The organism is Ferrimonas sediminicola, assembly GCF_005116715.1.
GTDB classification, from domain to species: Bacteria; Pseudomonadota; Gammaproteobacteria; order Enterobacterales; family Shewanellaceae; genus Ferrimonas; species Ferrimonas sediminicola.
Genome location: NZ_SWCI01000001.1, coordinates 105,970 through 129,023, shown reverse-complemented (window position 1 = coordinate 129,023; position 23,054 = coordinate 105,970). Strand labels below are relative to the sequence as shown.

At 62.4% G+C, this 23,054-nt stretch carries 24 protein-coding genes and 1 riboswitch; of the genes, 20 read left to right on the top strand and 4 right to left on the bottom strand.

Annotated elements, in window-relative coordinates; translation table 11 throughout:
* Nucleotides 1-2: 2 nt before the first annotated feature.
* Nucleotides 3-2,348: a class I adenylate cyclase gene (locus FCL40_RS00580; protein ID WP_136850305.1), complete on the top strand. Its 2,346-nt coding sequence runs from the start codon at nt 3-5 to the stop codon at nt 2,346-2,348.
* A 50-nt stretch (nt 2,349-2,398) separates the two neighbouring features.
* On the opposite strand, the gene cyaY is transcribed toward FCL40_RS00580, so the two are convergent.
* Nucleotides 2,399-2,716, bottom strand: coding sequence for an iron donor protein CyaY (cyaY, locus tag FCL40_RS00575; RefSeq protein ID WP_136850303.1), 318 nt, complete (start codon nt 2,714-2,716; stop codon nt 2,399-2,401).
* Between the two features lie 79 nt (nt 2,717-2,795).
* On the opposite strand from cyaY, the gene lptM reads away from it, so the two are divergent.
* Genes lptM through xerC form a run of 5 tightly spaced genes read left to right on the top strand, consistent with a single transcriptional unit; the run spans nt 2,796 to nt 6,590 of the window.
* A complete protein-coding gene (gene lptM / locus FCL40_RS00570; RefSeq protein WP_229360241.1) occupies nt 2,796-2,933 on the top strand; it encodes an LPS translocon maturation chaperone LptM in 138 nt (45 codons plus the stop codon).
* 10 nt (nt 2,934-2,943) lie between these two features.
* Nucleotides 2,944-4,188, top strand: a complete 1,245-nt coding sequence (gene lysA, locus FCL40_RS00565) for a diaminopimelate decarboxylase (RefSeq protein ID WP_136850299.1) — start codon at nt 2,944-2,946, stop codon at nt 4,186-4,188.
* 35 nt (nt 4,189-4,223) lie between these two features.
* Nucleotides 4,224-5,051 carry a diaminopimelate epimerase gene (gene dapF, locus FCL40_RS00560; protein ID WP_136850298.1) on the top strand — a complete coding sequence of 276 codons (828 nt, stop codon included), beginning with the start codon at nt 4,224-4,226 and terminating at the stop codon, nt 5,049-5,051.
* Nucleotides 5,048-5,710 carry a DUF484 family protein gene (locus FCL40_RS00555; protein WP_136850296.1) on the top strand — a complete coding sequence of 221 codons (663 nt, stop codon included), beginning with the start codon at nt 5,048-5,050 and terminating at the stop codon, nt 5,708-5,710. The genes dapF and FCL40_RS00555 overlap by 4 nt, the downstream gene beginning before the upstream one ends.
* Nucleotides 5,703-6,590 carry a tyrosine recombinase XerC gene (gene xerC, locus FCL40_RS00550; RefSeq protein WP_136850295.1) on the top strand — a complete coding sequence of 296 codons (888 nt, stop codon included), beginning with the start codon at nt 5,703-5,705 and terminating at the stop codon, nt 6,588-6,590. Before FCL40_RS00555 ends, xerC begins: the two co-directional genes overlap by 8 nt.
* 28 nt (nt 6,591-6,618) lie before the next feature.
* Here the strand turns inward: xerC and FCL40_RS00545 are convergent, their stop codons facing one another.
* A complete protein-coding gene (locus tag FCL40_RS00545; RefSeq protein WP_136850293.1) occupies nt 6,619-6,924 on the bottom strand; it encodes a DUF1496 domain-containing protein in 306 nt (101 codons plus the stop codon).
* An 811-nt stretch (nt 6,925-7,735) separates the two neighbouring features.
* On the opposite strand from FCL40_RS00545, the gene FCL40_RS00540 reads away from it, so the two are divergent.
* Genes FCL40_RS00540 through FCL40_RS00525 form a run of 4 tightly spaced genes read left to right on the top strand, consistent with a single transcriptional unit; the run spans nt 7,736 to nt 12,436 of the window.
* Nucleotides 7,736-7,927, top strand: coding sequence for a twin-arginine translocation signal domain-containing protein (locus FCL40_RS00540; RefSeq protein ID WP_136850292.1), 192 nt, complete (start codon nt 7,736-7,738; stop codon nt 7,925-7,927).
* Nucleotides 7,928-7,945: 18 nt separating this feature from the next.
* The gene (locus FCL40_RS00535) at nt 7,946-10,810 is read left to right on the top strand and encodes a molybdopterin-dependent oxidoreductase (RefSeq protein WP_136850290.1); all 2,865 of its coding nucleotides are present in this window, start codon (nt 7,946-7,948) and stop codon (nt 10,808-10,810) included.
* A gap of 25 nt (nt 10,811-10,835) precedes the next feature.
* Entirely contained in the window at nt 10,836-11,411 is a 576-nt protein-coding gene (gene fdh3B, locus FCL40_RS00530; RefSeq protein WP_136850288.1) for a formate dehydrogenase FDH3 subunit beta, read from the top strand.
* Between the two features lie 44 nt (nt 11,412-11,455).
* Complete coding sequence (locus FCL40_RS00525) at nt 11,456-12,436, top strand: formate dehydrogenase subunit gamma (RefSeq protein WP_169306954.1); 981 nt, start codon at nt 11,456-11,458, stop codon at nt 12,434-12,436.
* 185 nt (nt 12,437-12,621) lie between these two features.
* Here FCL40_RS00525 and FCL40_RS00520 read toward each other — a convergent pair whose 3' ends face one another.
* Nucleotides 12,622-13,173: a winged helix-turn-helix domain-containing protein gene (locus FCL40_RS00520; RefSeq protein WP_136850287.1), complete on the bottom strand. Its 552-nt coding sequence runs from the start codon at nt 13,171-13,173 to the stop codon at nt 12,622-12,624.
* A 305-nt stretch (nt 13,174-13,478) separates the two neighbouring features.
* Between FCL40_RS00520 and FCL40_RS00515 the strand changes: the two genes are divergently transcribed.
* The 3 genes from FCL40_RS00515 (at nt 13,479) to FCL40_RS00505 (ending at nt 16,854) form a co-directional block, all read left to right on the top strand.
* Entirely contained in the window at nt 13,479-14,813 is a 1,335-nt protein-coding gene (locus FCL40_RS00515) for a coproporphyrinogen III oxidase family protein (RefSeq protein WP_136850285.1), read from the top strand.
* 138 nt (nt 14,814-14,951) lie between these two features.
* Nucleotides 14,952-15,797, top strand: a complete 846-nt coding sequence (locus FCL40_RS00510) for a PfkB family carbohydrate kinase (RefSeq protein ID WP_136850284.1) — start codon at nt 14,952-14,954, stop codon at nt 15,795-15,797.
* Nucleotides 15,798-15,801: 4 nt separating this feature from the next.
* Nucleotides 15,802-16,854, top strand: coding sequence for a GGDEF domain-containing protein (locus tag FCL40_RS00505; RefSeq protein WP_136850282.1), 1,053 nt, complete (start codon nt 15,802-15,804; stop codon nt 16,852-16,854).
* Nucleotides 16,855-16,911: 57 nt separating this feature from the next.
* Here FCL40_RS00505 and FCL40_RS00500 read toward each other — a convergent pair whose 3' ends face one another.
* Nucleotides 16,912-18,543, bottom strand: a complete 1,632-nt coding sequence (locus FCL40_RS00500) for an electron transfer flavoprotein-ubiquinone oxidoreductase (RefSeq protein ID WP_136850280.1) — start codon at nt 18,541-18,543, stop codon at nt 16,912-16,914.
* Between the two features lie 210 nt (nt 18,544-18,753).
* Nucleotides 18,754-18,887: riboswitch (molybdenum cofactor riboswitch) on the top strand.
* Here FCL40_RS00500 and moaA point away from each other — a divergent pair.
* The 7 genes from moaA to modB all read left to right on the top strand — a co-directional run bounded on the left by moaA (nt 18,876) and on the right by modB (nt 23,052).
* Nucleotides 18,876-19,856: a GTP 3',8-cyclase MoaA gene (gene moaA / locus FCL40_RS00495; RefSeq protein WP_136850278.1), complete on the top strand. Its 981-nt coding sequence runs from the start codon at nt 18,876-18,878 to the stop codon at nt 19,854-19,856. It overlaps the preceding riboswitch by 12 nt.
* A gap of 65 nt (nt 19,857-19,921) precedes the next feature.
* A complete protein-coding gene (gene moaB / locus FCL40_RS00490; protein ID WP_136850276.1) occupies nt 19,922-20,449 on the top strand; it encodes a molybdenum cofactor biosynthesis protein B in 528 nt (175 codons plus the stop codon).
* A complete protein-coding gene (gene moaC, locus FCL40_RS00485) occupies nt 20,446-20,931 on the top strand; it encodes a cyclic pyranopterin monophosphate synthase MoaC (protein WP_136850274.1) in 486 nt (161 codons plus the stop codon). The genes moaB and moaC overlap by 4 nt, the downstream gene beginning before the upstream one ends.
* 1 nt (nt 20,932) lies before the next feature.
* The gene (gene moaD, locus FCL40_RS00480) at nt 20,933-21,181 is read left to right on the top strand and encodes a molybdopterin synthase sulfur carrier subunit (protein ID WP_028107929.1); all 249 of its coding nucleotides are present in this window, start codon (nt 20,933-20,935) and stop codon (nt 21,179-21,181) included.
* Between the two features lie 2 nt (nt 21,182-21,183).
* Nucleotides 21,184-21,636, top strand: coding sequence for a molybdopterin synthase catalytic subunit MoaE (moaE, locus tag FCL40_RS00475; RefSeq protein ID WP_136850272.1), 453 nt, complete (start codon nt 21,184-21,186; stop codon nt 21,634-21,636).
* A 2-nt stretch (nt 21,637-21,638) separates the two neighbouring features.
* Nucleotides 21,639-22,382, top strand: coding sequence for a molybdate ABC transporter substrate-binding protein (gene modA / locus FCL40_RS00470; protein WP_136850271.1), 744 nt, complete (start codon nt 21,639-21,641; stop codon nt 22,380-22,382).
* Nucleotides 22,366-23,052 (top strand): molybdate ABC transporter permease subunit, encoded by a 687-nt coding sequence (modB, locus tag FCL40_RS00465; RefSeq protein WP_205729065.1) that lies wholly within the window; start codon nt 22,366-22,368, stop codon nt 23,050-23,052. Before modA ends, modB begins: the two co-directional genes overlap by 17 nt.
* Nucleotides 23,053-23,054: the final 2 nt, after the last annotated feature.

Sequence of the window (23,054 nt, the reverse complement as noted above, 5' to 3'; positions counted from 1 at the left end):
GCTTGAATTCGGATGCCTCTGATCTTGCCCTAAGCAACGCCCTGAACCAGACCCGATTGAGCCAGTTTCTCGGGTGGCTGACCCTGCCTCAGAGGCAGATACTGGAGCAGTTGGTCCAGGCGTTGCAGGAGGACAGCCTGCCGGAGTGCCCGCACGCCGCGCGGGGCTTCGTCACCCCGCCGATGGGCCCCCTGCCATCGGGGCCACCGGGCCCGCTGCTGGGTCTGTACGCCATGGGCAGCTGCGGCAGCCTGGGACAGACCCAGGGTTCCGACGTCGACCTGTGGCTGATCCACGAAAGCGACATGCCCAAGGAGGAGGTGGCTACCCTGCAACGCAAGGCGGACTGGCTGAGCCAGTGGGCCACCGAGCGAGGCCTGGAAGCCCACCTGTTCGTCATCAACCCCTGCCAATTCGGCATCCCTTGTCAGCGCTGCCTGGACACGGAGCACAGCGGCAGTGCCCAGCACTGGCTGCTGCTGGAGGAGTTCTACCGCACCCAGATCCGCCTGGCGGGGTTGCCCATCGCCTGGTGGCCCGGGGCACCTCAGGATGATCCCGGGCTGCTTACCCTGGGAGAGATCCAGCACCTGCCGGCGGCGGAGTTCTTCGGCGCCGCTCTGTGGCAGCTGTTCAAAGGGATCTCCCGCCCCCACAAATCGGTCCTGAAGGTACTACTGCTGGAAGCCTACGTGGCCGACTATCCGGATCAGCGCATCCTGAGGGACCAGCTGTGGTATCGGCTCAAGGCGGGCCAGACTGCTCAGCAGGCTGATCCCTACCTGATGCTCTATGAACGGATCGAGGGATTCCTCAGGCGTCAGCAGGAGACCAGCCGGTTGTCGCTGGTGCAGCGCTGCTTCTACCTCAAGTGTCACGATGCCCGCTTCCCCGGCCAGTGGCGCACCCGGGTGTTGGACGACCTCACCCGGGCGTGGCAGTGGACGCCGCTGCTGATCGACTCCCTCAACCAGGCTCAGCAGTGGCACGCGGGCCAGGTACGCTGGTTCAATCATCAGCTGCAGCAGCTGATGCTCACCAGTTACCAGAGGCTGACCACCTTCGCCAGCCGTCAGCGCCTGCCCCGGCAACTGCAGATTCAGGACATGGGGATCCTGACCCGCAAACTCTACACCCAGTTTGAGTCGGAGCCGGACAAGCTGGTACGGCTCAACCCGCTGTGGAGCCACTCTCTGGCGGAGCGGGATCTGACCCTGCTGCAGGTGGATAGCGACGATGAACAGGGGGGAACCTGGTACCTCTACCGACAGCCTGCCGACAAGCGGCTGCTGTTTGGCGAGAGCCCCCTGTTCCACCACCGCAGCCGGCTGGCCTGCGTCGCCTGGGCCGCCGCCAACGGCCTGGTGGAGTCCGCTACCCGGATCCATCGCTTCCACCAGGGGGAGGGGGTTGTCGACAAGACCCTGACCCGGCTGGCTCGGCGGCTGGTGCCCATGCTGCACAGGCCGGAACGGGACGACCTCGACGCCCTGCAACAGCCCTGGCACCTGGATGAGGTCACCCTGGTGGTCAACCAGGAGCAGGACCCCAGCCGCCACTGGCACGGGTCGGAACTGATGCTGGATCTGCGGGGTAACCGGGTGCTCTCCACCGGCCGTCCCCGCCGCTCTCTGGCAGGCTCGCTGGAGCTGGTCACCCGCAACAGCTGGGGGGAGATGCACTACCAGAAGTATGAGGGCGAGCGGGGGGTACTGCAGATGCTGGAGTCGCTGCTCACCGGCATCACCAACGAGCACCTGCCGGAGATCCGGGTGATCGCCGTGGGCCAGCGCGCCAATGCCCAGCTTGAGGATCGGCTCGGCTTCCTGGTGCACCAGTGTTGCCGACTGCGCCAGCAGAGCCGCGCCGAGGCACTGCAGATACTGCCTCTGACCCTGGGAGAGTCCCAGTATGGGCTGCTATTTTCCAGTCATGGGATGCACTGGCGGCCCGCCGATGAGTTGCCGCCCCTTCCGGCCCCCCTGGAGGATGGCCAGTTGCAGAGCCTGCCCCAACCGGGGATGGGCGAGGATCCCTACGCCAGTGCCCCCGAGGTACTGCGGCAGCACGCTCGCAAGGGGATGCGCCAGTACTTTGTCCGGGAAAGGGATCAGGGGCTGGATGTCTACCTGTTGGATGAAAACAACGTCCTGCAGCGCTTCTTCCACTCCGTCGGCCAGCTGAATGCCCTGATCGACAGCGTCAGTGAGCTGTACGTGTTCAAGCGGGAGGGACGCTTCGGCGGAGGCAGTTTCAACCTGCCCCAGTTCTATCGATTGAAGCGCTGCCACGGCGAGCTCACCGTCCAGCCCCTGGCCGAATCGGAGCTGGCCTCCAATCAGGAGTGAGCCTCCCCGGGGCAGAGGGGCCGTCGTGACCGGCGGCGTGGGCAGGGAGGTTAGAAGGAGATCTGCTCGCCGCCCTGTCTGGCCACGGATTCGCTGAGAAACGACAGCAACTCCTGGCCACCGCGCTCCTCGACCCAGCCCCCCTCGCGAAAGTCAAACCGGTAGCCGCCAAACTTGGTGGCCAGCCACAGCTGGGACATCGCCTCCTGCTTGTTCAGCACGATGTGACTGCCATCGATGCACTCCAGGTCCAGGACATTGCCCGACTGCTCATAATCCAGCTCCAGTTCCGCGTCGTCGATGGTCTCAGCGATGCGCTCCAGGGTCTCGTCTGCCAGCTCGTGGAAGCGGCTTTGGTCCATAGCCATAATCTCGTTCTCTATAAGTTGCATTTGGCACATGGAATGCGATTATAGAGGGCTAACCCAACTAGGTCATATGTTTTCCATGTCTCGATTTTCCATCGCCCTGATGCTGGGAATGCTGCTCGCGGCCTGTGGCCAGAAGGGCCCGCTGGAGCTGCCGGAGCCGGAGCAGATCAACCCTCCCCAGGCCACGTCCAAACCCGCCGGTCAGGGTCAGTAGGGACCGCATCGTGGATCACTTCGGTTATCAACACGGCACCCTGATGGCGGAAGCCCTGCCGGTGGCCGATCTGGCCGACCGCTTTGGCACCCCTCTCTATCTCTACTCCAGGGCCACCCTGGAACGGCACTGGCACGCCTTCGACCGTGCCGTGGGAGACCACCCTCACCTGATCTGCTACGCGGTCAAGGCCAACGCCAACCTGGCAGTGCTCAACCTGCTGGCCCGTCTGGGCAGCGGCTTCGACATCGTCTCCGGGGGCGAACTGGCCCGGGTGCTTCAGGCCGGCGGTGATCCGACCAAAGTGGTGTTCTCCGGGGTGGGCAAATCCGCCGACGAGATGCGCCAGGCGCTGACGGCGGGGATCCACTGCTTCAATGTGGAGTCGGAAGCTGAGCTGGAACGGCTCAACCTGGTGGCTCGGGAGATGAGCGTCGTGGCCCCGGTCTCGCTGAGAATCAACCCGGACGTGGATGCCAACACCCATCCCTACATCTCCACCGGCCTCAAGGAGAACAAGTTCGGCATCCCCATGGCCCGGGCCCTGGACAGCTATCGCCGCGCCGCCCGCCTGTCCCATATCGAGATCAAGGGGGTGGACTGCCACATCGGCTCCCAGCTCACCAGCCTGCCCCCCTTCCTCGCCGCCCTGGAACGGTTGCTGGCGCTGATTGACCAGCTTGAGCGGGAGGGGATTCACCTCGAACACCTGGACGTGGGTGGCGGCCTGGGGGTGACCTACGACGATGAAACTCCGCCTCATCCGGACCAGTATGCCAGGGCGCTGCTGCAGGGACTCAAAGGGCGCCGGCTCAGCCTGATCTTCGAGCCGGGACGCGCCATCATGGCCAACGCCGGCATTCTGGTGACCCGCATCGAATACCTCAAGCAGGGGGAGGAGAGGGACTTTGCCGTGGTGGATGCCGCCATGAACGACCTGCTTCGCCCCAGCCTCTACGGCGCCTGGCAGAAGATCATTCCGGTCACCCCGAGGGCGGGCAGGGAGCGCCTCTACGACGTGGTGGGCCCGGTGTGTGAGACCGGTGACTTCCTGGGCAAGGAGCGCCAGCTGAGGGTGAAGGGGGGGGATCTGCTGGCGGTTCGCAGCGCCGGCGCCTATGGCTTCGCCATGGCATCCAACTACAACAGCCGTCCCCGCGTCGCCGAAGTGATGGTGGACGGCAGCCAGGCCCACCTGATTCGGGAGCGAGAAACCCTGAATCAGTTGTGGCAAGGTGAGCATCTGCTGCCGTAAACTAGTAAAAATTCAGATTCAACAGGGGTAGCCTCTTGATTCACTTCTCCAAAATGCAGGGGTTAGGCAACGACTTCATGGTCGTCGACGCCGTCACCCAAAACCTCTATCTCTCCCCGGAGCAGATCCGTCGCCTGGGGGATAGGCATTTTGGTGTGGGCTTCGATCAGCTGCTCCTGGTTGAGCCCCCCTATGACCCTGAGCTGGATTTCCACTACCGCATCTTCAATGCCGATGGCAGCGAGGTGGAAAACTGTGGCAATGGTGCCCGCTGTTTCGCCCGTTTCGTACGGATGAAGGGGCTGACCAACAAGGACCGCATCGGCGTCAGCACCAAGGCGGGCTCCCTCTCCCTGCAGCTGGGCAGTGACAACCAGGTGACAGTCAACATGGGGGTGCCCAACTTCGAGCCCGCCTCGCTGCCCTTCCGGGCCAACAAGGTGGAGAAAACCTACCTGCTACAGACCAACGACGCGGTGCACCTGTGCGGCGCCGTCTCCATGGGCAATCCCCACTGCGTCCTTAAGGTGGACGACCTGGATCAGGCCGATGTCGAGGGGATCGGCCGCAGCCTAACCACCCACGAGCGCTTCGCCAAGGGGGTCAATGTGGGCTTTATGCAGGTGCTCTCCGATCGCCACATCCGCCTGCGGGTGTATGAGCGTGGTGTCGGCGAAACCCTGGCCTGCGGCACTGGAGCCTGCGCAGCGGCGGTGATTGGTCAGCATCAGGGGGTATTGGGCGACAGGGTGCGCGTCGACCTGCCAGGTGGTACCTTACACATTGAATGGCAGGGCCAGGGCAAGGTGGTGGAGATGACCGGGCCAGCCGTACACGTCTACGATGGTCAGATTGGATTATGAAGCACGATTACACCGACAGCCTGAAAGCCCTGAGCACCGACATCGTCAAGGAGTACCTGTTGGAGAACTCAGACTTCTTCATTCGCCACCCGGAACTGCTGCTGAGCCTGCGCATCCCCCACACCGAGCGCGGCACCGTCTCCCTGATAGAGCACCAACAGCAGAACCTGCGCGCCCGCGTCGCTCAGTTGGAGGAGGAGATCACCTCCCTGCTCTCCGTCGCCTCCCGCAACGAAGATATCTACCGCTTCTACAACCAGCTGTTCTTCGACCTGCTGGAAACCGACAGCTTGGAGGAGGTCAACCGGGTGCTGGTGGACAGCTTCAAGCGCCGCTTCCGCTTCGCCAAGGTGCGGCTGGCGGTCACCGACAGCGGTGGCCAGTTTGACCAGCCGGAACTCAACCTGATCCTGCGGCGCCGCCTCAACGAGGAGGGCTACTACCTGGGGCGCCTGCCGGCCCAGGAGCAAAACCCCCTGGTAGCCCAGGAGAATGGCTCGGTCGCCCTGGTCTGCATCGGCGATCGTGGCACCCCGGTGGCCCTGCTGGCCATCGCCTCCAACGATCCCAGCCACTTCTCCCCGGATATGGACACCATGATGCTGGATCAGATCCGTCAGCTGCTGGCCTACAAGATCCCCCAACTGCGCCATGGTTGACACCCTGGCCCGCTTCGAGCGCTACCTGCGCAGCGAGCGTCAGTACTCCCCCCACACCTGCCGCAACTACCTGCGTGAACTGGAACGCTGCGCCCCCCTGCTCAGGGAGCAGGGGATGGACCGCTGGCAGCGAGTCACCCTGGAGCAGCTGCAGGCCCTGCTGGCCAAGCTCCACCGTCGGGGACTCTCCCCCCGCTCCCTGGCCCTGACCCTGTCCGCCCTGAGGCAGCTGGGCGAGTTCCTGGTGCTCTGCGGCGAGATGGAGCAGAACCCCGCCAAACACCTGTCTGCACCGAAACAGGGCAAGCCGCTGCCAAAAAACCTGGATGTGGACCAGATGGATCAGCTCCTCAGCCTGGAGGGCCAGGATCCCCTGGTGATCCGTGATCGGACGATGATGGAGTTGCTCTACTCCAGTGGCTTACGCCTGGCGGAGCTGGTCTCCCTGGACTTGGCGGATCTGGATCTCAATGAACGGCAGGTACGGGTCACCGGCAAGGGGGGCAAGACTCGGCTGCTGCCGGTAACCACAACCGCCGTGGCCTGCCTGAAACTGTGGCTCTGCTGCCGCCCCCAGCCACTGGATCCGGACGATGGGGCGCTGTTCCTCTCCAGCCGGGGCAAACGCATCAGCCACCGCTCGGTGCAGGCGCGCATGGCCAAGTGGGGCATGGAGCAGTCGGTGGGCGCCAGGGTCCACCCCCACAAGCTGCGCCACGCCTTCGCCACCCATATGCTGGAGTCCTCCGGGGATCTGCGGGCCGTGCAGGAGCTGCTGGGCCACGCCAACCTCAGCACCACCCAGGTCTATACCCATCTGGATTTCCAGCACCTGGCCGAAGTCTACGACCAAGCCCACCCCAGGGCCAAGAAATCCTGAGCGACTCAGCAATGGGCTTTGGACTGAATCAGCCCTGGTTTTTGTTGATGGTGATCTTATTGGGCCGGCGCGGCTCAGGGTAGACAGGGTTATCCTGTTCATCCAGGCTCAGCCACACCAGCGGGCCGTCGATCATCAGCGGGTCCCTGGGCGCACAGAGCACCATCCTGCCCACCATCTCGATGCGGGCCCCCTGAGAATACTTCCGCCCTTCAAACCAGCAGACGGATTGCAGCTGTTGGGGCTGGGCGATCACCACCGGCTCCACCTGGGCCAGAACACCGGCACACATCAGGGGTAAAGTGAGAAAAACAACGAAGGATTTTAAAGACATTGTCCTGGCTCCAGGGAGGCTTCCATGCTCCTCAGACTATCGAACCGGGACTGGGAATCAAGGAGGGAATCAGACCAGATTGCCGGAGATCATCATAAAGGCGTTGATGACGAAGGGGGTCAGGGCCAACAGCACACCGAAGATCAGCACATATAGATGAGGTAAGCGGGCCTGTCGCATGTCACACTCCACTGGGTTCACAAAAAGAATCATGTTCGGGAACAAAAATTCAGCGTGAGCAGGGTAACGAATCTGTGAAAAACCCCATTGATCGAGATCAACGAAAGCACCATTAGTTGAAAACCGTCACACTTTTCGCCCCCGCCCAGCCTCCATCACTGTTTTTGCTTATAGCCGACGAGTTTTAGAGACGTGCGACGCAAAAACAAAACAAAGCCGATACAAGCACACGTCAATAACCCATTAATCCGGCCAGGTCTGCCAGAGTACCATAGGAAAACCACCTTCCTGATTAATACCCGGCACCAGGGACAAACTGTCCCAGACCACACTGTCAAAGGGCTTTTTCAGTGACAAAGCTCAACAAAGCATTAGAAAAAAAGCTTTTTTATTCAAAATATGGTCACCATTCCGTGAAGCCGCTGTTAATTCACGATTAACAAGACGATTCAAATCAAATAACCGTTCGATTTCTCTTATTGCTCCGGGGGAAACCGGTTTCAGTTCACATTTTTACCCCTGCACTCCATGGACAATCCGGCGAGCCATTTAGATGGTCTTAATTAGCCCTACAAACAATTGTTTAACAAGGGCACTACGTCTTTTTGTCACCCCAGACTCGAGAGAAGAGATGACACCAGATCACGCCAAGTCGACCCGCCGTGGCCTGCTGAAGGCCCTGGCCATGGCGCCGGCCGCCGCCGGCCTTGCCGCCGTCGCCACCCCCTCCAAGGCCGAGGACAGCCGCACCCAGAGTGCCGCCGAAGGCTACCGGGAAACCGATCATATCCGCCGCTACTACGCCAGCCTGCGCGGCCAGTAATCCAGGAGAGTTTCTCAGATGCAACTTACCCGCACCTCTGCCGACGTTCAGGCAGAAAGCAACAAGGGACTGGGCCTCGACCGTCGTCAGTTCCTCAAGAGCGCCGGTGTCACCACCGGTGGTATCGCCGCCGCCTCCATGCTGGGCACCGGCATGATCCGCAAGGCCAATGCCTCCGATCACCACGTAGACCGCAACGCCCCCATCGAGGTGAAGCGAACCATCTGCTCCGCCTGCGCCGTGGGCTGTGGTGTCTACGCCGAAGTGCAGAATGGTGTCTGGACCGGTCAGGAGCCCGCCTTCGATCACCCCTTCAACCGCGGCGGCCACTGTGCCAAGGGCGCGGCCCTGCGTGAACACGGCCACTCCAAGCTGAGGGTCAAGTACCCCATGAAGCTGGAAGGCGGCAAGTGGAAGAAGCTCTCCTGGGAGCAAGCCATCGAAGAGGTGGGCAACCAGATGCTGAAGATCCGCGCCGAATCCGGCCCGGACTCCGTCTACTTCATGGGCAGTGCCAAGTTCTCCAACGAGGGCTGTTACATGTACCGCAAGTTTGCGGCCATGTGGGGCACCAACAACGTCGACCACTCAGCGCGTATCTGTCACTCCACCACGGTAGCCGGTGTGGCCAACACCTGGGGCTACGGTGCGATGACCAACTCCTTCAATGACATCCGTCACGCGAACGCCATCTTCTTTATCGGTGCCAACCCTGCCGAAGCCCACCCGGTTTCCATGCAGCACATCCTCACCGCCAAAGAACGCAACAACGCCAAGATCATCGTTGTTGACCCACGTTTCTCCCGTACGGCTGCTCATTCGGATCTGCACGTTGGCATCCGCCCCGGTACCGACATCCCCTTCATCTATGGCATGCTGAACGTCATCTTCGACAACGGCTGGCAGGACCAGACCTTCATCGACCAGCGCGTATGGGGCATGGAGGATATCCGCAAGGAGGCCGCCAAGTGGCCCCTGGAGGAGGTGGCCCGCGTCTGTGGCATCGACGGAGACCTGGTCTACCAGGCCGCCAAACTGATGGCCGAGAACCGTCCCGGCTCCGTGGTCTGGTGCATGGGCGGTACCCAACATACCGTGGGTAACGCCAATACCCGCGCCTACTGCCTGCTGCAGCTGGCCCTGGGCAACATGGGCAAGTCCGGCGGCGGCACCAACATCTTCCGCGGCCACGACAACGTACAGGGCGCCACCGACCTGGGTCTGCTGTTCGACACCCTGCCCGGCTACTACGGCCTGTCCACCGGTGCCTGGAAGCACTGGAGCCACGTCTGGGAGCTGGATCTGGATTGGGTCAAGGGCCGCTTCGACCAGGGTGAATACCTGGGCAAAAAGCCGATGAACACCCCGGGTATGCCCTGCTCCCGCTGGCACGACGGCGTACTGGAAGACAAGAGCAAGCTGGGCCAGAAGGACAACATCCGCATGGCCTTCTTCTGGGGCCAGTCCGTCAACACCGAGACCCGCGGCCGCGAAGTGCGCGATGCCCTGGACAAGATGGACACCGTGGTGGTGGTTGACCCCTACCCAACCATGGCCGGTGTGATGCACCGCCGCAAAGATGGCATCTACCTGCTGCCCGCCTGCTCTCAGTTCGAGACCGAAGGCTCCCTGTCCAACTCCGGCCGCTCCGTACAATGGCGTGAGCAGGTGGTTCAACCCCTGTTCGAGTCCAAGCCTGATCTGGAGATCATGTACCGCCTGGCCAAGAAGCTGGGCTTCGCCGAGCAGTTCACCAAGCGCATACAGGTGAAGAACGATATGCCGGTGATCGAGGATGTGACCCGGGAGATCAACCGCGGCATGCTGACCATCGGTATGTCCGGCCAGTCTCCCGAGCGGATCAAGCTGCACACCCAGAACTGGGGCAGCTTCTCCCACGAAAACCTGCAGGCCCTGGGCGGCCCCGCCAAGGGCGAAACCTATGGCCTGCCCTGGCCCTGCTGGGGCACCCCGGAGCAGAAGCACCCGGGTACCCACATCCTGTATGACACCTCCAAGCACGTTCTGCAGGGTGGCGGTAACTTCCGTGCCCGTTTCGGCGTTTCCTACGAGGGTGAAAACCTGCTGGCCGAAGGCTCCGCCTCCCTGGGTTGTGATCTGGGCGACGGCTACCCCGAGTTCACCGACACCATGCTCAAACAGCTGGGTTGGTGGGACGAACTGACTGCCGAAGAGAAGGCAGAAGCGGAGGGGCGCAACTGGAAGACCGACCTGTCCGGCGGCATCCACCGGGTGGCGATGAAGCATGGCTGCATCCCCTTCGGTAACGCCAAGGCCCGCTGTAAGGTGTGGACCTTCCCCGATCCCATGCCGGTGCACCGTGAGCCTCTGTACACCCCGCGCCGGGACCTGATCGCCCAATACCCCACCTACAACGACATGCAGGTGCATCGTCTGCCCACCCTGTACAAGTCCATTCAGGACAAGGTGATCAACGACAACCTGGATAAGCGCTACCCGCTGGTAATGACCTCCGGTCGACTGGTTGAGTATGAAGGGGGCGGTGAAGAGTCCCGTTCCAACCCCTGGCTGGCCGAGCTGCAGCAGGAGATGTTCATCGAGATCCACCCTGCCGACGCCGCCGACCGTGGCATCCGCAACTGGGATGACGTCTGGGTGGAGGGAGCCGAGGGCGCCCGCATCAAGGTGAAGGCGATGGTCACCCCACGGGTGAAGCCGGGCGTGACCTGGATGCCTTACCACTTCGCCGGTGTGATGCACAACGAGGAACTGGTCTACCCCGATGGGACCAAGCCCTACATCGTCGGCGAATCCGCCAACACCGCTCTGACCTATGGCTATGACCCGATCACCCAGATGCAGGAGACCAAGTCCTCCCTGTGTCAGATCGAGAAAGCTTAAGGTTCAAAGTAGGAGATAAGCCACAATGGCAACTATGAAATTTATGTGTGACACCCAACGCTGCATCGAGTGCAACGGTTGTGTCACCGCCTGTAAGAACGAGAATGACAGCGCCCTGGAGTGGGGTATCAGCCGCCGCCGGGTGGTTACCATCAACGACGGCCAGCGCGACGAAGCCTCCCTGTCCGTGGCCTGCATGCACTGCGCCGATGCCCCCTGCATGGCGGTCTGTCCGGTGAACGTGTTCAGCAAGACCGACGACGGCATTGTCCTGCATGACAAGGAGCGCTGCATCGGCTGCGGCTACTGCCTGTACGCCTGCCCATTCGGCGCCCCCCAGTTCCCCAAGAAGGCGGTATTCGGCTCCAAGGGCAAGATGGACAAGTGCACCTTCTGTGCCGGCGGTCCCGACACCGAGGCGGGCAGTGCCAAGGAGCACGAGCTCTACGGTGCCAACCGTCTGGCGGAGGGCAAGCTGCCCATGTGTGCCGAGCTGTGCTCCACCAAGGCGCTGCTGGCCGGCGATGCCCAGATGGTCTCCGACATCTACCGTGAACGTGTGGCCCAGCGCGGCATGAAGCGCGGCGTCTGGAACAAGTAAGACGGAAGCGGGGAGCTCCCTCCCCGCTCCTTCGGAGCATTTATATGAAGCATATGTTCAAGACTCTGTTGGTGATGGCCGCCCTGCTGCTACCCGGCCTGGTCCTGGCGGACACGGCGGACACCACCACCCACGCCGCCAGCCAGTCCGAGGTGGTGTGGCAGGCCCTCAAGGAGGGTGCCAGCGGCTACACCACCTCCCAGAGCGAGTTCCATGGTCAGCCCATCAACAGCTATGACCCGCGCATCTTGCCGCTGCGCAGCAACATCCTGGCCCCGGGCCTGATGCTGGCGCTGTTCGGCATGATCGCGGTATTTATCCTGTTTATCATGGTCAACGGCATCTCCAAGCTGCACCACGGCTTCTCCGGCAAGATGGTGTTTCGCTGGTCCAAGCGCGATGTGGCGATCCACTGGCTGGGTGCCATACCCTGCCTGCTGCTGATCCTCACCGGCCTGATGCTGCTGGCGGGCCGCTTCTTCGTGGAACCTGTGATGGGCCAGGGTGCCTTCGCCTCGATGATGGCCCTGGTCAAGCCGGTGCACGACATCATGGCCTTCCCCTTCATGGCGGGCTGGCTGCTGATGACCCTGCTGTGGGCCAAGAACCAGATCCCCGCCAAGTACGACCTGGACTGGTTCCTGGTGGTGGGCGGCTACATCAACTTCGGCCCCTTCAAGGGCAAGCACCCGGATGCAGGCTTCGCCAACGCCGGTGAGAAGCTGTGGTTCTGGACCTTTGCCGCCTTCGGCCTGGTGATCTCCCTCTCCGGCATCGTGCTGCTGTTCCCCCAGTATGTGGAGCCCAGTCGCACCCTGAGTCTGCTGGCGATCGTCGCCCACGGCGCCTCCGCCATCATCATCTGCGCCTTTTCCATCGTCCATATCTTCATGGCAACGGTGATGTCCGAAGGCGGCATGGAGTGCATGGTGTCCGGCTACTGCGATGAGAACTGGGCCAAGCAGCACCACAACGTCTGGTATGACGACATCAAGGCCGACGGCAGCCTGCAGTACAAGTCCTGATGGGTTGGTCATGGATGGGTGCTGTTCAGCACCCGCCATGCCTTCCGCTACGACGAGATCAGGGCCGACGGCAGCCTGCAGTACAAGTCCTAAGTGCAGCCCAAAGTCGCAACTAGTGATCAGTACCAGAGCAATCTCAAGCCCCGGTGATACACCGGGGCTTTTTTGTGGGTCCGGAGGCGCCCCTAATATCTCAGGGGAGGCTGAGCCGCCCCGGCCATCGGCTGACACACCTCCCTGGGCCAACCTACCTGGGCGGTCTCGCTGAATCTGGGCCATGTCCTGTGCTCACGCCTGTTGAGACCCTCCCTGGCCCCAAAGTGCTGCTGGGCCATGAGCAGCAGGGCGACAACAACCAGCCCGGCCACCCCCAGCAGCCACCCCATCTCCCCGGGAGGTTTGACCGCCACTACAGAGGCCGCTTCCGGCGCCACCAGCCAGCAGTAGCCCAATCCCTGCAGGGTTTGCAGGTACTGCGGTGCCCTGGGATCATCACGAAACGCCTTGCGCAGATCCGCCACCACCCGCCGTATGGCCCCATCGGACACAATACGGCCGTCCCATGCCAGCTCCAGCAGGGCGGTGTAGGTGAGTCGCTGCCCGGGATGGGTCAGGAACACCTCCAGCACCCGGGCGGCCTTGGGGTTCAGCCTTCGCCAACGACCATCGGGAGAGCGCAGCCTGCGCTCCCGGCTGAGATAGAGAAAATCGCCGACAATCCAGTGAGTCTGTGCCATCCATGGCCTCCCGCCGCTCTCAGTAAACCCTCTTTAAGGTTAGATAAGGGTGAGGTCGATCCGGATGATAACTCTGTAGGAACCCGCTTACATCAGTGTAATCTTCTGCCTCAGGCACCAGCTGCCCAGACGCGGGCCCAGAGTGAGGCGACCATCACAGCTTGGGGAGCAAAGTGAAGCGAAATGGATCACAGTTCTGCAAATTTGGCTGATTAAGTGTATAAAGTTTCAGTCTTTGCTCACAGACGCCGAATTTGCCCTCTTCTACACTGTTGGCTCATCCACACGCAGTTCGGGAAACCAAGATGTCTCTTGCAGAACGTGCCCTCAACAACGCCGCCATCCGTGAGACGGCCAAGATCACCACACCCAGCTGGATGCTCAACAGCCTGGAGCGGGTGATGGAGTACTACACCGAGCGCCACCTCTGCCTGGACACCCAGGCCTGTGACACCATGCCGGCTCCCCGCCCGGGCAAGAAGTACATGCTCTATGCCCATGTGCCCTTCTGCCACACCCTGTGCAGCTTCTGCACCTTCCACCGCTTCCTGTTCAAGGAGGACAAGGCCCGCGCCTATTTCAAGTCCCTGCGCAAGGAGATGGAGATGGCCAAGGCCCTGGGCTACGACTTCGAAGAGCTGTACATCGGCGGCGGCACCACCACGGTGCTGGTGGATGAGCTGGCCAAGACCATTGAGCATGCCCGCACCCTGTTCCCCTCGATCAAACAGGTCTCCTGCGAATCCGATCCCCTGCACCTGACCTCGATGGAGTTCACCCAGTTGCATGGCCTGGTGGATCGCCTGTCCGTGGGCGTGCAGAGCTTCGACCGGGACATCCTGGCCCGCACCGACCGGCTGGAGAAGTTTGGTGAGCCTGAGGTGATCTACGAGAAGCTGGCCCGGGCGAAAGAGAACTTCCCCATCCTCAGTGTCGACATGATCTTCGGCTTTGCCGGTCAGAATCGGGATATCCTGCAGAGGGATATGGATACCCTGGTGCGTCTGGGCCCCACCCAGATCACCACCTATCCGCTGATGGTGACCCACCAGACCCGCAAGAGCGCCAAGGGCAACCTGGCCAACCCCACCCAGGACATAGCCCGGGACTATGAGCTGATCCTCAACACCCTCAATGGCCACTATGACCAGATGACCGCCTGGTCCTTCGGCAAGCGCGCCGACCAGAGCTTCGATGAGTACGTGGTCAACTACGACGACTACCTCGGGGTGGGCTCGGGCAGCTTCAGCTTCCTGCACGATACCCTGTACGTCAACAGCTTCTCCCTGCGCAAGTACCAGGAGAAGATCGAGGCGGGCCGCATGGGAGTCGAGTCCTCCAAGTACTACACCCCCAAGGCAGTGATGCAGTACCGTTTCCTGCTGAACCTGTTCGGCGGACGCCTGTCCAAGTCCTACTTCAAGAACAACTTCGGCAAGAGTCTGTGGGGCGGCCTGACCAAGGAGATGGCCTTCATGAAGATGACCGGTGGCCTGGTGGAGGATCCCCAGGATCCCGACAAGCTGCAGGCCACTCCCAATGGTCTGATGATGGGGGTGCTGATGATGAAAAATTTCTACGCCGGCATGGACAACGTCCGCGCAGAGCTGCGCCGTCCTCTGAGAGCCGGAGATATGTAACGGCACACGAACGAGACAGGGGGCGGTTATCCGCCCCCTTTTTCGTCTCTTTGCCACCATTGGCGGCACCCATTCGGTGCACAGGCCAGCGGGCATTGGTATAGTAATTCAACTGACATAAACCAAAGCCACACCACCATGGCCCAGATCACCATCATCGCCAACCTTAACTGCGATCAGATTCTTCGCCTCAGCCGCCCCCTGAGTACCGGTGCCCGCATCCACTATGAGGATCTGGGCCGCCGTATCGGTGGCGGCGCGGCCAACACAGGCACCGCCCTCGCCTGGGCCGGCCACGATGTCACCCTGCTCAGCCAGGTGGGAGACGACGCCCTGGGAGACTGGCTGCTGGACCAGGCCGACACCCTAGGCCTGCACTGCGATCAGGTGCACCGCCACCCCGGTCCAACCCAGCCCCTGCAACTGCTGATGGAACCCAATGGCGAGCGCACCATCCTGCGCCCCAACCGCCCCAGGCTGCTGCTGCCCCCCAGCCTCAGTAGCCCCATGGACGCCCTCTATGTCAATCTCACGGCGGAAGGCTTGCCACAACTGATGCAGCAGGCGCTGGGGCTGGGCCTGGTGTTCGCCCAGTTGCCCAAGGATCTCAGCCGACGCCCCAGCCACTACCTGATCACCTCGGTGGATGACCTCGCACCCCACCGGGTGGATGATCCGTGGAGCTTTGGCCGGGAGATCGCCGGTCCCACCTTGAAAGCCTTCATCGTCACTCAGGGCGAACAGGGTGCCATCGCCTATACTGAGAAGGGTTGTTTCTCAGTGGCGGCCTTTCCTACCCAGGTGGTGGATACCACCGGAGCCGGTGACAGCTACGCGGCAGGCTTAATGGACGGCTTACTGAAAGGTCAGGAGCTGACCAAAGCCATGGAGCAGGCGGCCCGCTGGGCCAGTTTCGCCCTGCAGAGCGCCAGCTCCATCCCCTCTGAGAAACTAAGGAGTTATCTCAAACACACTCAAGGATGAGCCTATGGCACCCCTACCCAGACAGGTGTTGTTCCAGGGCCACCGCCGGCTGTTGCTGGCGTTGATTGTTATCGGGTCTGCTCAGGCCGTGGTGCAGGCCCTGGCCGTGCCTGCCCAGATACTGGTATGGCTGGCCCCCCTCGGCCTCACCGCACTGTGGCTGCTGCAACCCACCCTGCCGGACCGCCCCCTGGCGCGGCTGTTTCCCATACTGACTCTCTGCTCAGGCGCCCTGGTGACCCTGCACCTGTGGAGTTGCTCGGTCGCCGGCACCCTGTCACCACCGCTGCTTCTGGCCACCATACTGTTGCTGCTCACCGCCGCCAGCGTGACCCTGTATCCCAGCCGCTTGGCCTTCTGGTGCCTGGTGATGCCCCTGCCCCTGGCCCTGATCCCGGCGCTGATAAAAATGGACCGCCCAGACCAGGCCCAGACCCTGATTCTGCTTGGCGGGGGGCTGCTGCTCAGCTTCGCCATCCTGACCGTGCTCAACCGCGGGTTCGAGGAGAGCAGAAAGCAGACCCATCGCTGCGCCCGGCTGCAGTACCAGCTCAATCGCAACAGCAGGCGGGATCCACTCACCGGCATCGCCAACCGCTCCCTGCTTGAGCAGCGCCTCAGGGAGCTGGTGGCGGAGAATCGGCGTACCCACAACCCCCTGACCCTGATCATGCTGGACATCGACTATTTCACCGCCTTCAATCGCCACTATGGAGAAGAGTCCGGCGATGAAACCCTGATCTCCCTGGCCAAGCTGATGCTCCACTGCAGCCGCCGCCAAACCGATGTCATCGCCCGCTACCGCGGCGGCGAGTTTGCCATCCTGCTGCCCGCCACCGACAAGAGCGGCGCCAAGCGACTGCTGCAGCAGTTGCGCCGGGAGCTGGCGGAAGCCAACCTGCCCCATGACCACTCCCCCATCAGCGCCCGGCTGACCCTGAGCGCCGGAGTGGCCCAGTGGCAGCCGGGCCAGGACGACCGAAGTCTGCTGCAGGCGGCCAGGGCCGCCCTAAAGCTGGCCAAGGCCCGGGGGCGCAACCGTTACGTACTGGCCTGAAAGGGACAAAAAAGGCCCGCAGTTGCGGGCCTCGACGTCTCGCCGCCCAGAGGGGCGCTACATGTTGGGGTAGTTGGGGCCCGAGCCCCCCTCGGGCACCACCCAGGTGATGTTCTGGCTGGGATCCTTGATGTCGCAGGTCTTACAGTGGATGCAGTTCTGGCCATTGATGACAAACCGCGTCTGCCCCTGCTCCTCCACCACTTCGTATACGCCGGCGGGGCAGTAGCGCTGCGCCGGCTCATCGAACTGGGCCAGATTAACCCGGATGGGGATGCTGTCATCGGTCAGCTTCAGGTGGCAGGGCTGATCCTCTTCATGGAAGGTGTTGGAGAGGTATACCGAACTGAGGCGGTCGAAGCTGAGCTTGCCATCCGGTTTGGGGTAGTCGATGATCCTGGCCTGGGCCACGCTCTCCATCCCCAGATGGTCCACCTTGGTGTCGTGCAGGGTCAGCGGCAGCTTGCCGCCGAACCAGTTCTGATCCAGATAGTTGAAGGCCCCCCCCATCAGGGCGCCGTACTTGTGCAGGGCCGGCCCGAAATTGCGGGCGGCGTAGAGCTCCTCATAGAGCCAGGAGGCTTCGAACCGGGTGGCATAGCCGGCCAGATCGCCGCCGCCCTGATCACCGCTGTCCAGGGCAGCTGCGACGGTGTCCGCAGCCAGCATCCCAGACTTCATGGCGGTATGGGTACCCTTGATCTTGGAGAAGTTCAGGGTGCCGGCGTCGCACCCCAGCAGCAAGCCGCCGGGGAAGTGCTGTTTCGGCAGGGCGTTGAGCCCCCCCTTGGTGATGGCCCGGGCACCGTAGCTGGTGCGCTCCCCGCCCTGCAGATACTGGGCGATCACCGGGTGGGTCTTGTAACGCTGGAACTCCTCGAAGGGAGAGAGATGGGGGTTGGTGTAGTTGAGATCGATGATCAACCCGACCCACACCTCGTTATTGTCGGCATGATACAGGTAGCCGCCGCCGCTGCCTTCGCCGTCGAGGGGCCAACCGGCGGTGTGCACCACCTTGCCAGGCTGATGCTGCTCGGCCGGCACCCGCCAGATCTCCTTGAAACCGATCCCATAATGCTGGGGATCGGCGTCGGCATCCAGATGGTAGCGGGCAATGACCTGCTTGCCCAGATGGCCCCGGCACCCCTCGCTGAGCAGGGTGTACCTGGCCCTGAGTTCCATCCCCGGCATATAGCTGTCCTTGGGCTGCCCGTCGGCACCAACCCCCATGTCGCCGGTCAGGATCCCCTTGACCACCTCATCCTCGATGATCAGCTCGGCGGCGGCGAAACCCGGGTAGATCTCCACCCCCACGGCCTCCGCCTGCTCCGCCAGCCAGCGGCACAGGTTGCCCACGCTGATGATGTAGTTGCCCTGGTTGTGCATGGTCTTGGGCACCAGGGCACCGGGCAGTTGCCGGGCAGAATCTGCTTTGAGCAGGTAGATGTCGTCCCCGGTGACTTCTGTGGTCAGCGGCGCGCCCTTGTCGCGCCAGTCGGGCATCAGTTCATCCAGCGCCCTGGGTTCAAACACCGCCCCGGAGAGAATGTGGGCGCCCACTTCGGCCCCCTTCTCCACCACGCAGACGTTGAGTTCGTCATTGAGCTGCTTGAGGCGGATCGCGCTGGCCAGCCCGCAGGGTCCGGCGCCAACAACGACCACGTCAAATTCCATTGATTCGCGTTCCATCCTGTTAGTCCTTTGTCGTTATCTATCTCCCTAACCCGCCTAGCTTACTGCAAAAGACGGTAAATTAAACGATTGTTTGACTGAAAAAACGGCAACAGCAAATCCTACCAGTTGCCGAAAAAGGGAGCGGAAAGGGGAAAAATGATTCGGACTGAGCGCCGAAGTGTGATCCCGCCACATTGTTGAATAAGGGAAGCTTGGATTACACTTACACAAAATTGTGACCGAGCCTGGATGACCTAAGTGACCATATGGTTCCCAGGCCGTGGCAACTAAGCCACCAGGGTAGCTGTGAGAAATCGCGCTACCTCCCGTGTTTGGAAAGGTGACACATGACTGAGCTGCACGACCGCTTCGGGCGGGAATTTCACTATCTTCGTCTGTCCATTACCGACGCCTGTAACTTCAAGTGTCAGTACTGTCTGCCTGACGGCTACCGCCCCGACGGAAAACCCCGCTTCATGACCCTGGATGAGATCCGCCGGGTAATCACCGCCTTTGCCCAGGTGGGCACCCGCAAGATCCGCATTACCGGCGGTGAGCCCACCATGCGCAAGGATTTTTCCCAGGTGATCGAGCTGGCCGCCAATACCCCCGGGGTCAACACCGTGGCCACCACCACCAACGGCTATCGCCTGGCCGCCAACGCCCAGCGCTGGTTCGATCTGGGCCTGAGCCAGATCAACGTCTCCCTGGACAGCATGGACGAGGGCCTGTTCCGCCAGATCACCGGCGACGGCCGCCAGCAACTGGTACTGGACGGTATCGAAGCGGCCCTGGACGCCGGCTATCGCCGGGTGAAGATCAACGTGGTGCTGCTCAAGGATCTCAACGCCCAGCAGCTGCCCCAGTTCCTCGACTACATCCGCCGTCGTCCGGTGGACATCCGCTTCATCGAGCTGATGGAGACCGGCCTGGGCCAGGACTACTTCCAGAAACACCACGTCTCCGGCCAGGTGATCAAGCAACAGCTGCTGGCCCAGGGCTGGCGTGAAGACCCCCGGGGCCCGGATGACGGCCCCGCCCAGAACTTCATCCACCCCGACTACGCCGGTCGCATCGGCCTAATCATGCCCTATGCCAAGGATTTCTGCGCCACCTGCAACCGGCTGCGGGTCTCCTCCATCGGTAAGCTGCACCTGTGCCTGTTTACCGAGTGCGGCATTGAACTGCGCGACCTGCTGGGTCACGATGACCACCAGCCTCAGCTTATTGCCCGCCTCCATGAGCAACTCAGGCTCAAGGGGGCAACCCATCAACTGCACCAGGGCCTAACCGGGGTAACCCAGCACCTGGCCTCCATCGGCGGTTGAACCGAACACACCAAGGATTGATGCTCAAGGGCCACCGCCCTGACAATTAAGCGAGAAACACCATTATGGGACACCTTTCACAAGCCAATTTCGTACCCCTGAATATCGCGGTTCTGACCCTGTCCGACACCCGTAGCTTCGACAACGACAAGTCAGGTCAATTCCTCGAAGACGCCCTGCTGGCGGCGGGCCACAAGCTGGCGGATCGCCGCATCATCAAGGATGACAAGTACCACATTCGCGCCGTGCTCTCCGAGTGGATCGCCTCCGATCACGTCCAGGTGATCATCACCACCGGCGGCACCGGATTCACCGAGCGCGACTCCACCCCGGAGGCAGTCGCCCCGCTGTTCGACAAGCAGATCGAAGGCTTCGGCGAGCTGTTCCGCCACATCACCTTCACCGAGCTGGGCACCAGCACCGTGCAGTCCCGTGCCATCGGCGGCATGGCCAACCGCACCGCCATCTTCTGCCTGCCCGGCTCCACCGGCGCCTGCCGTACCGGCTGGAACAAGATCCTGGTGGAGCAGCTGGACAGCACCCACAAGCCCTGCAACTTCGTCACCCATCTGAAACCGGTTGAGGCCGAGTGATGAGCGAATTTACCCACATCAACCCCAAGGGCGAGGCCCACATGGTGGACGTGACCGAGAAGAGCGTCACCGAACGTGAGGCCCGCGCCGAAGCCTTGGTGCGCATGGCCCCGGAGACCCTGGCAATGATCGTCGAGGGGCGCCACCACAAGGGCGACGTGTTCGCCACCGCCCGGGTGGCCGGCATCATGGCCGCCAAGCAGACCTCCAGTCTGATCCCCCTGTGTCATCCGCTGATGCTGACCAAGGTGGAGCTGGATATCCTGCCGGAACCGGAAAGCGATCTGGTGCGCATCCGCAGCCTGTGCAAGCTGGCGGGCCAGACCGGGGTGGAGATGGAGGCCCTGACCGCTGCCTCGGTGGCCGCACTGACCATCTACGACATGTGCAAGGCGGTGCAGAAGGATATGGTCATCGACGGGGTCAGGCTGCTCGAAAAGCGAGGCGGCAAGTCCGGTCACTTTAAGATTGATGAGGAATAAGATGATTAAGGTTCTGTTTTTCGCCCAGGTTCGTGAAGTGATCGGCGTCGATCAGATCGAGCTGGAGTACCAGCACGCCATGACCACCAACAGCCTGCGCACCTTCCTGGCGGCCCAGGGTGACAAGTGGCAGCAGGCCCTGGGTTCCGACAACCTGCTGGTGGCGGTCAATCAGACCCTGAGCCAATGGCAGGTGGAACTGGAGGATGGCGACGAGGTGGCCTTCTTCCCACCGGTAACCGGAGGCTAGCCATGAACCGGGTGCAAACCGAAGATTTCAACGTCGGCCGGGAGTACGCCAGACTGGCGGACAACCCCGCCTGTGGCGCCGTGGTCACCTTCGTCGGCAAGGTCCGCGATTTCGGTGACAACCAGGGGGTCACCCGGATGGTGCTGGAGCACTATCCCGGGATGACCGAAGCGGTGCTGACCCAGATCGAGCAGGAGGCCCGCGAACGCTGGCCCCTGGATCAGGTCACCATCCTCCACCGAGTCGGCCCGCTGGAGCTCTCCGACCAGATCGTCTTCATCGGCGTCTCCAGCGCCCACCGCAAGGCCGCCTTCGCCGCCTGCGAATACCTGATCGACTTCCTCAAGACCCGCGCCCCCTTCTGGAAGAAGGAGGTCACCGAGGCCGACGCCCACTGGGTGGACGCCAAGGACTCAGATCAGCAGGCCGCCGAGATGTGGCGCGAGGAGCAGTAATCATGACGCGAATCCTGGCAGTTGCCCTGATGGTACTGACGGTGTTCTCCGCCTCTGCGGACGAACTCAAGGTGGCGGTGGCTGCCAACTTCGCCCACACCCTCTCCAAGGTGGCCGAACGCTTCGAAGCGGAGACCGGCCACCGGGTGCGCATCTCCTCCGGCGCCACCGGCGCCCTCTACACCCAGATCCAGCATGGCGCCCCCTTCGATCTGTTCCTGGCTGCCGACAGCCACCGGCCGCAACTGTTGGAGCAGGAGCAGAAGATCCTGCCCGGCAGCCGGGTCACCTATGCCATCGGCCAGCTGGCCTACTGGCAACGCAGCGGCGAACCCAGCGAACAGAGCCTGGCCCAGTGGCAGGCCAAGCTGGCCATCGCCAATCCCAGGCTGGCGCCCTACGGCGCCGCCGCCCGGGATGTTCTGGGGCGGCTGGGGCTGGTGCCCAAGCTCAAGGGCAAGCTGGTGACCGGCAGCAACATCCTCCAGACCTACCAATATGTAGACAGCGGCAATGTTCAGGCGGGCCTGGTGGCCCTGTCCCAACTGCGCAGCGCCGAGGTGGATCCCCACCACTACTGGGTGGTGCCCGACCACTACCATGCCCCCCTGGAACAGCAGGCTGTGGTGCTCAGACGCAGTACCAACCCGCAGCTGGCGCAGCAACTGCTCGACTACCTCAACCGCCAGCAGCGGCTGCTGACCGACGCCGGCTACCAGGTGAGCGCCCATGTTGCCCAGCGCTGACCTCGAGGCCCTGTGGGTCACCTTCAAGCTGGCGGCGATCACCACCCTGAGCCTGATCCTGGTGTGCCCGCCCCTGGCCTGGTGGCTGGCCCACAGCCGCTCCCGCCTCCGTCCCATGGTGGAGGCGATCGTGGCCCTGCCGCTGGTGCTGCCTCCGACGGTGCTGGGCTTCTACCTGCTGCTGGCCTTCTCCCCCCAGTACTCCGTCGGGGCGATGTTTGAGGGTCTGTTCGGCCACTCCCTGGCGTTCTCCTTCGCCGGCCTGGTGATCGGCTCGATGATCTACTCCCTGCCCTTCGTGGTGCAGCCACTGCAGTCCGGATTTGTCACCATGGGAACCGGCGAGCTGGAAGCCGCCGCCACCCTGGGAATGGGACGCTGGAAGCGGTTTCACTACGTGGTGTTCCCCATGACCAAGCGCAGCTTCCTGCTGGCGGCGATGCTGGGGTTTGCCCACACCCTGGGTGAGTTTGGCGTGGTACTGATGATCGGGGGCAACATCCCGGGCGAAACCCAGGTGATCTCCATCGCCCTGTTTGAACATGTGGAGGCCCTGGCCTACGACCAGGCCCACATGCTGGCGGGCGGCCTGCTGGCCCTATCCATGGCGCTGCTGGTGTTTATCTACGGCTTCCTGCAACAGAATGAACGGCGCTGGGGATACTGGTAATC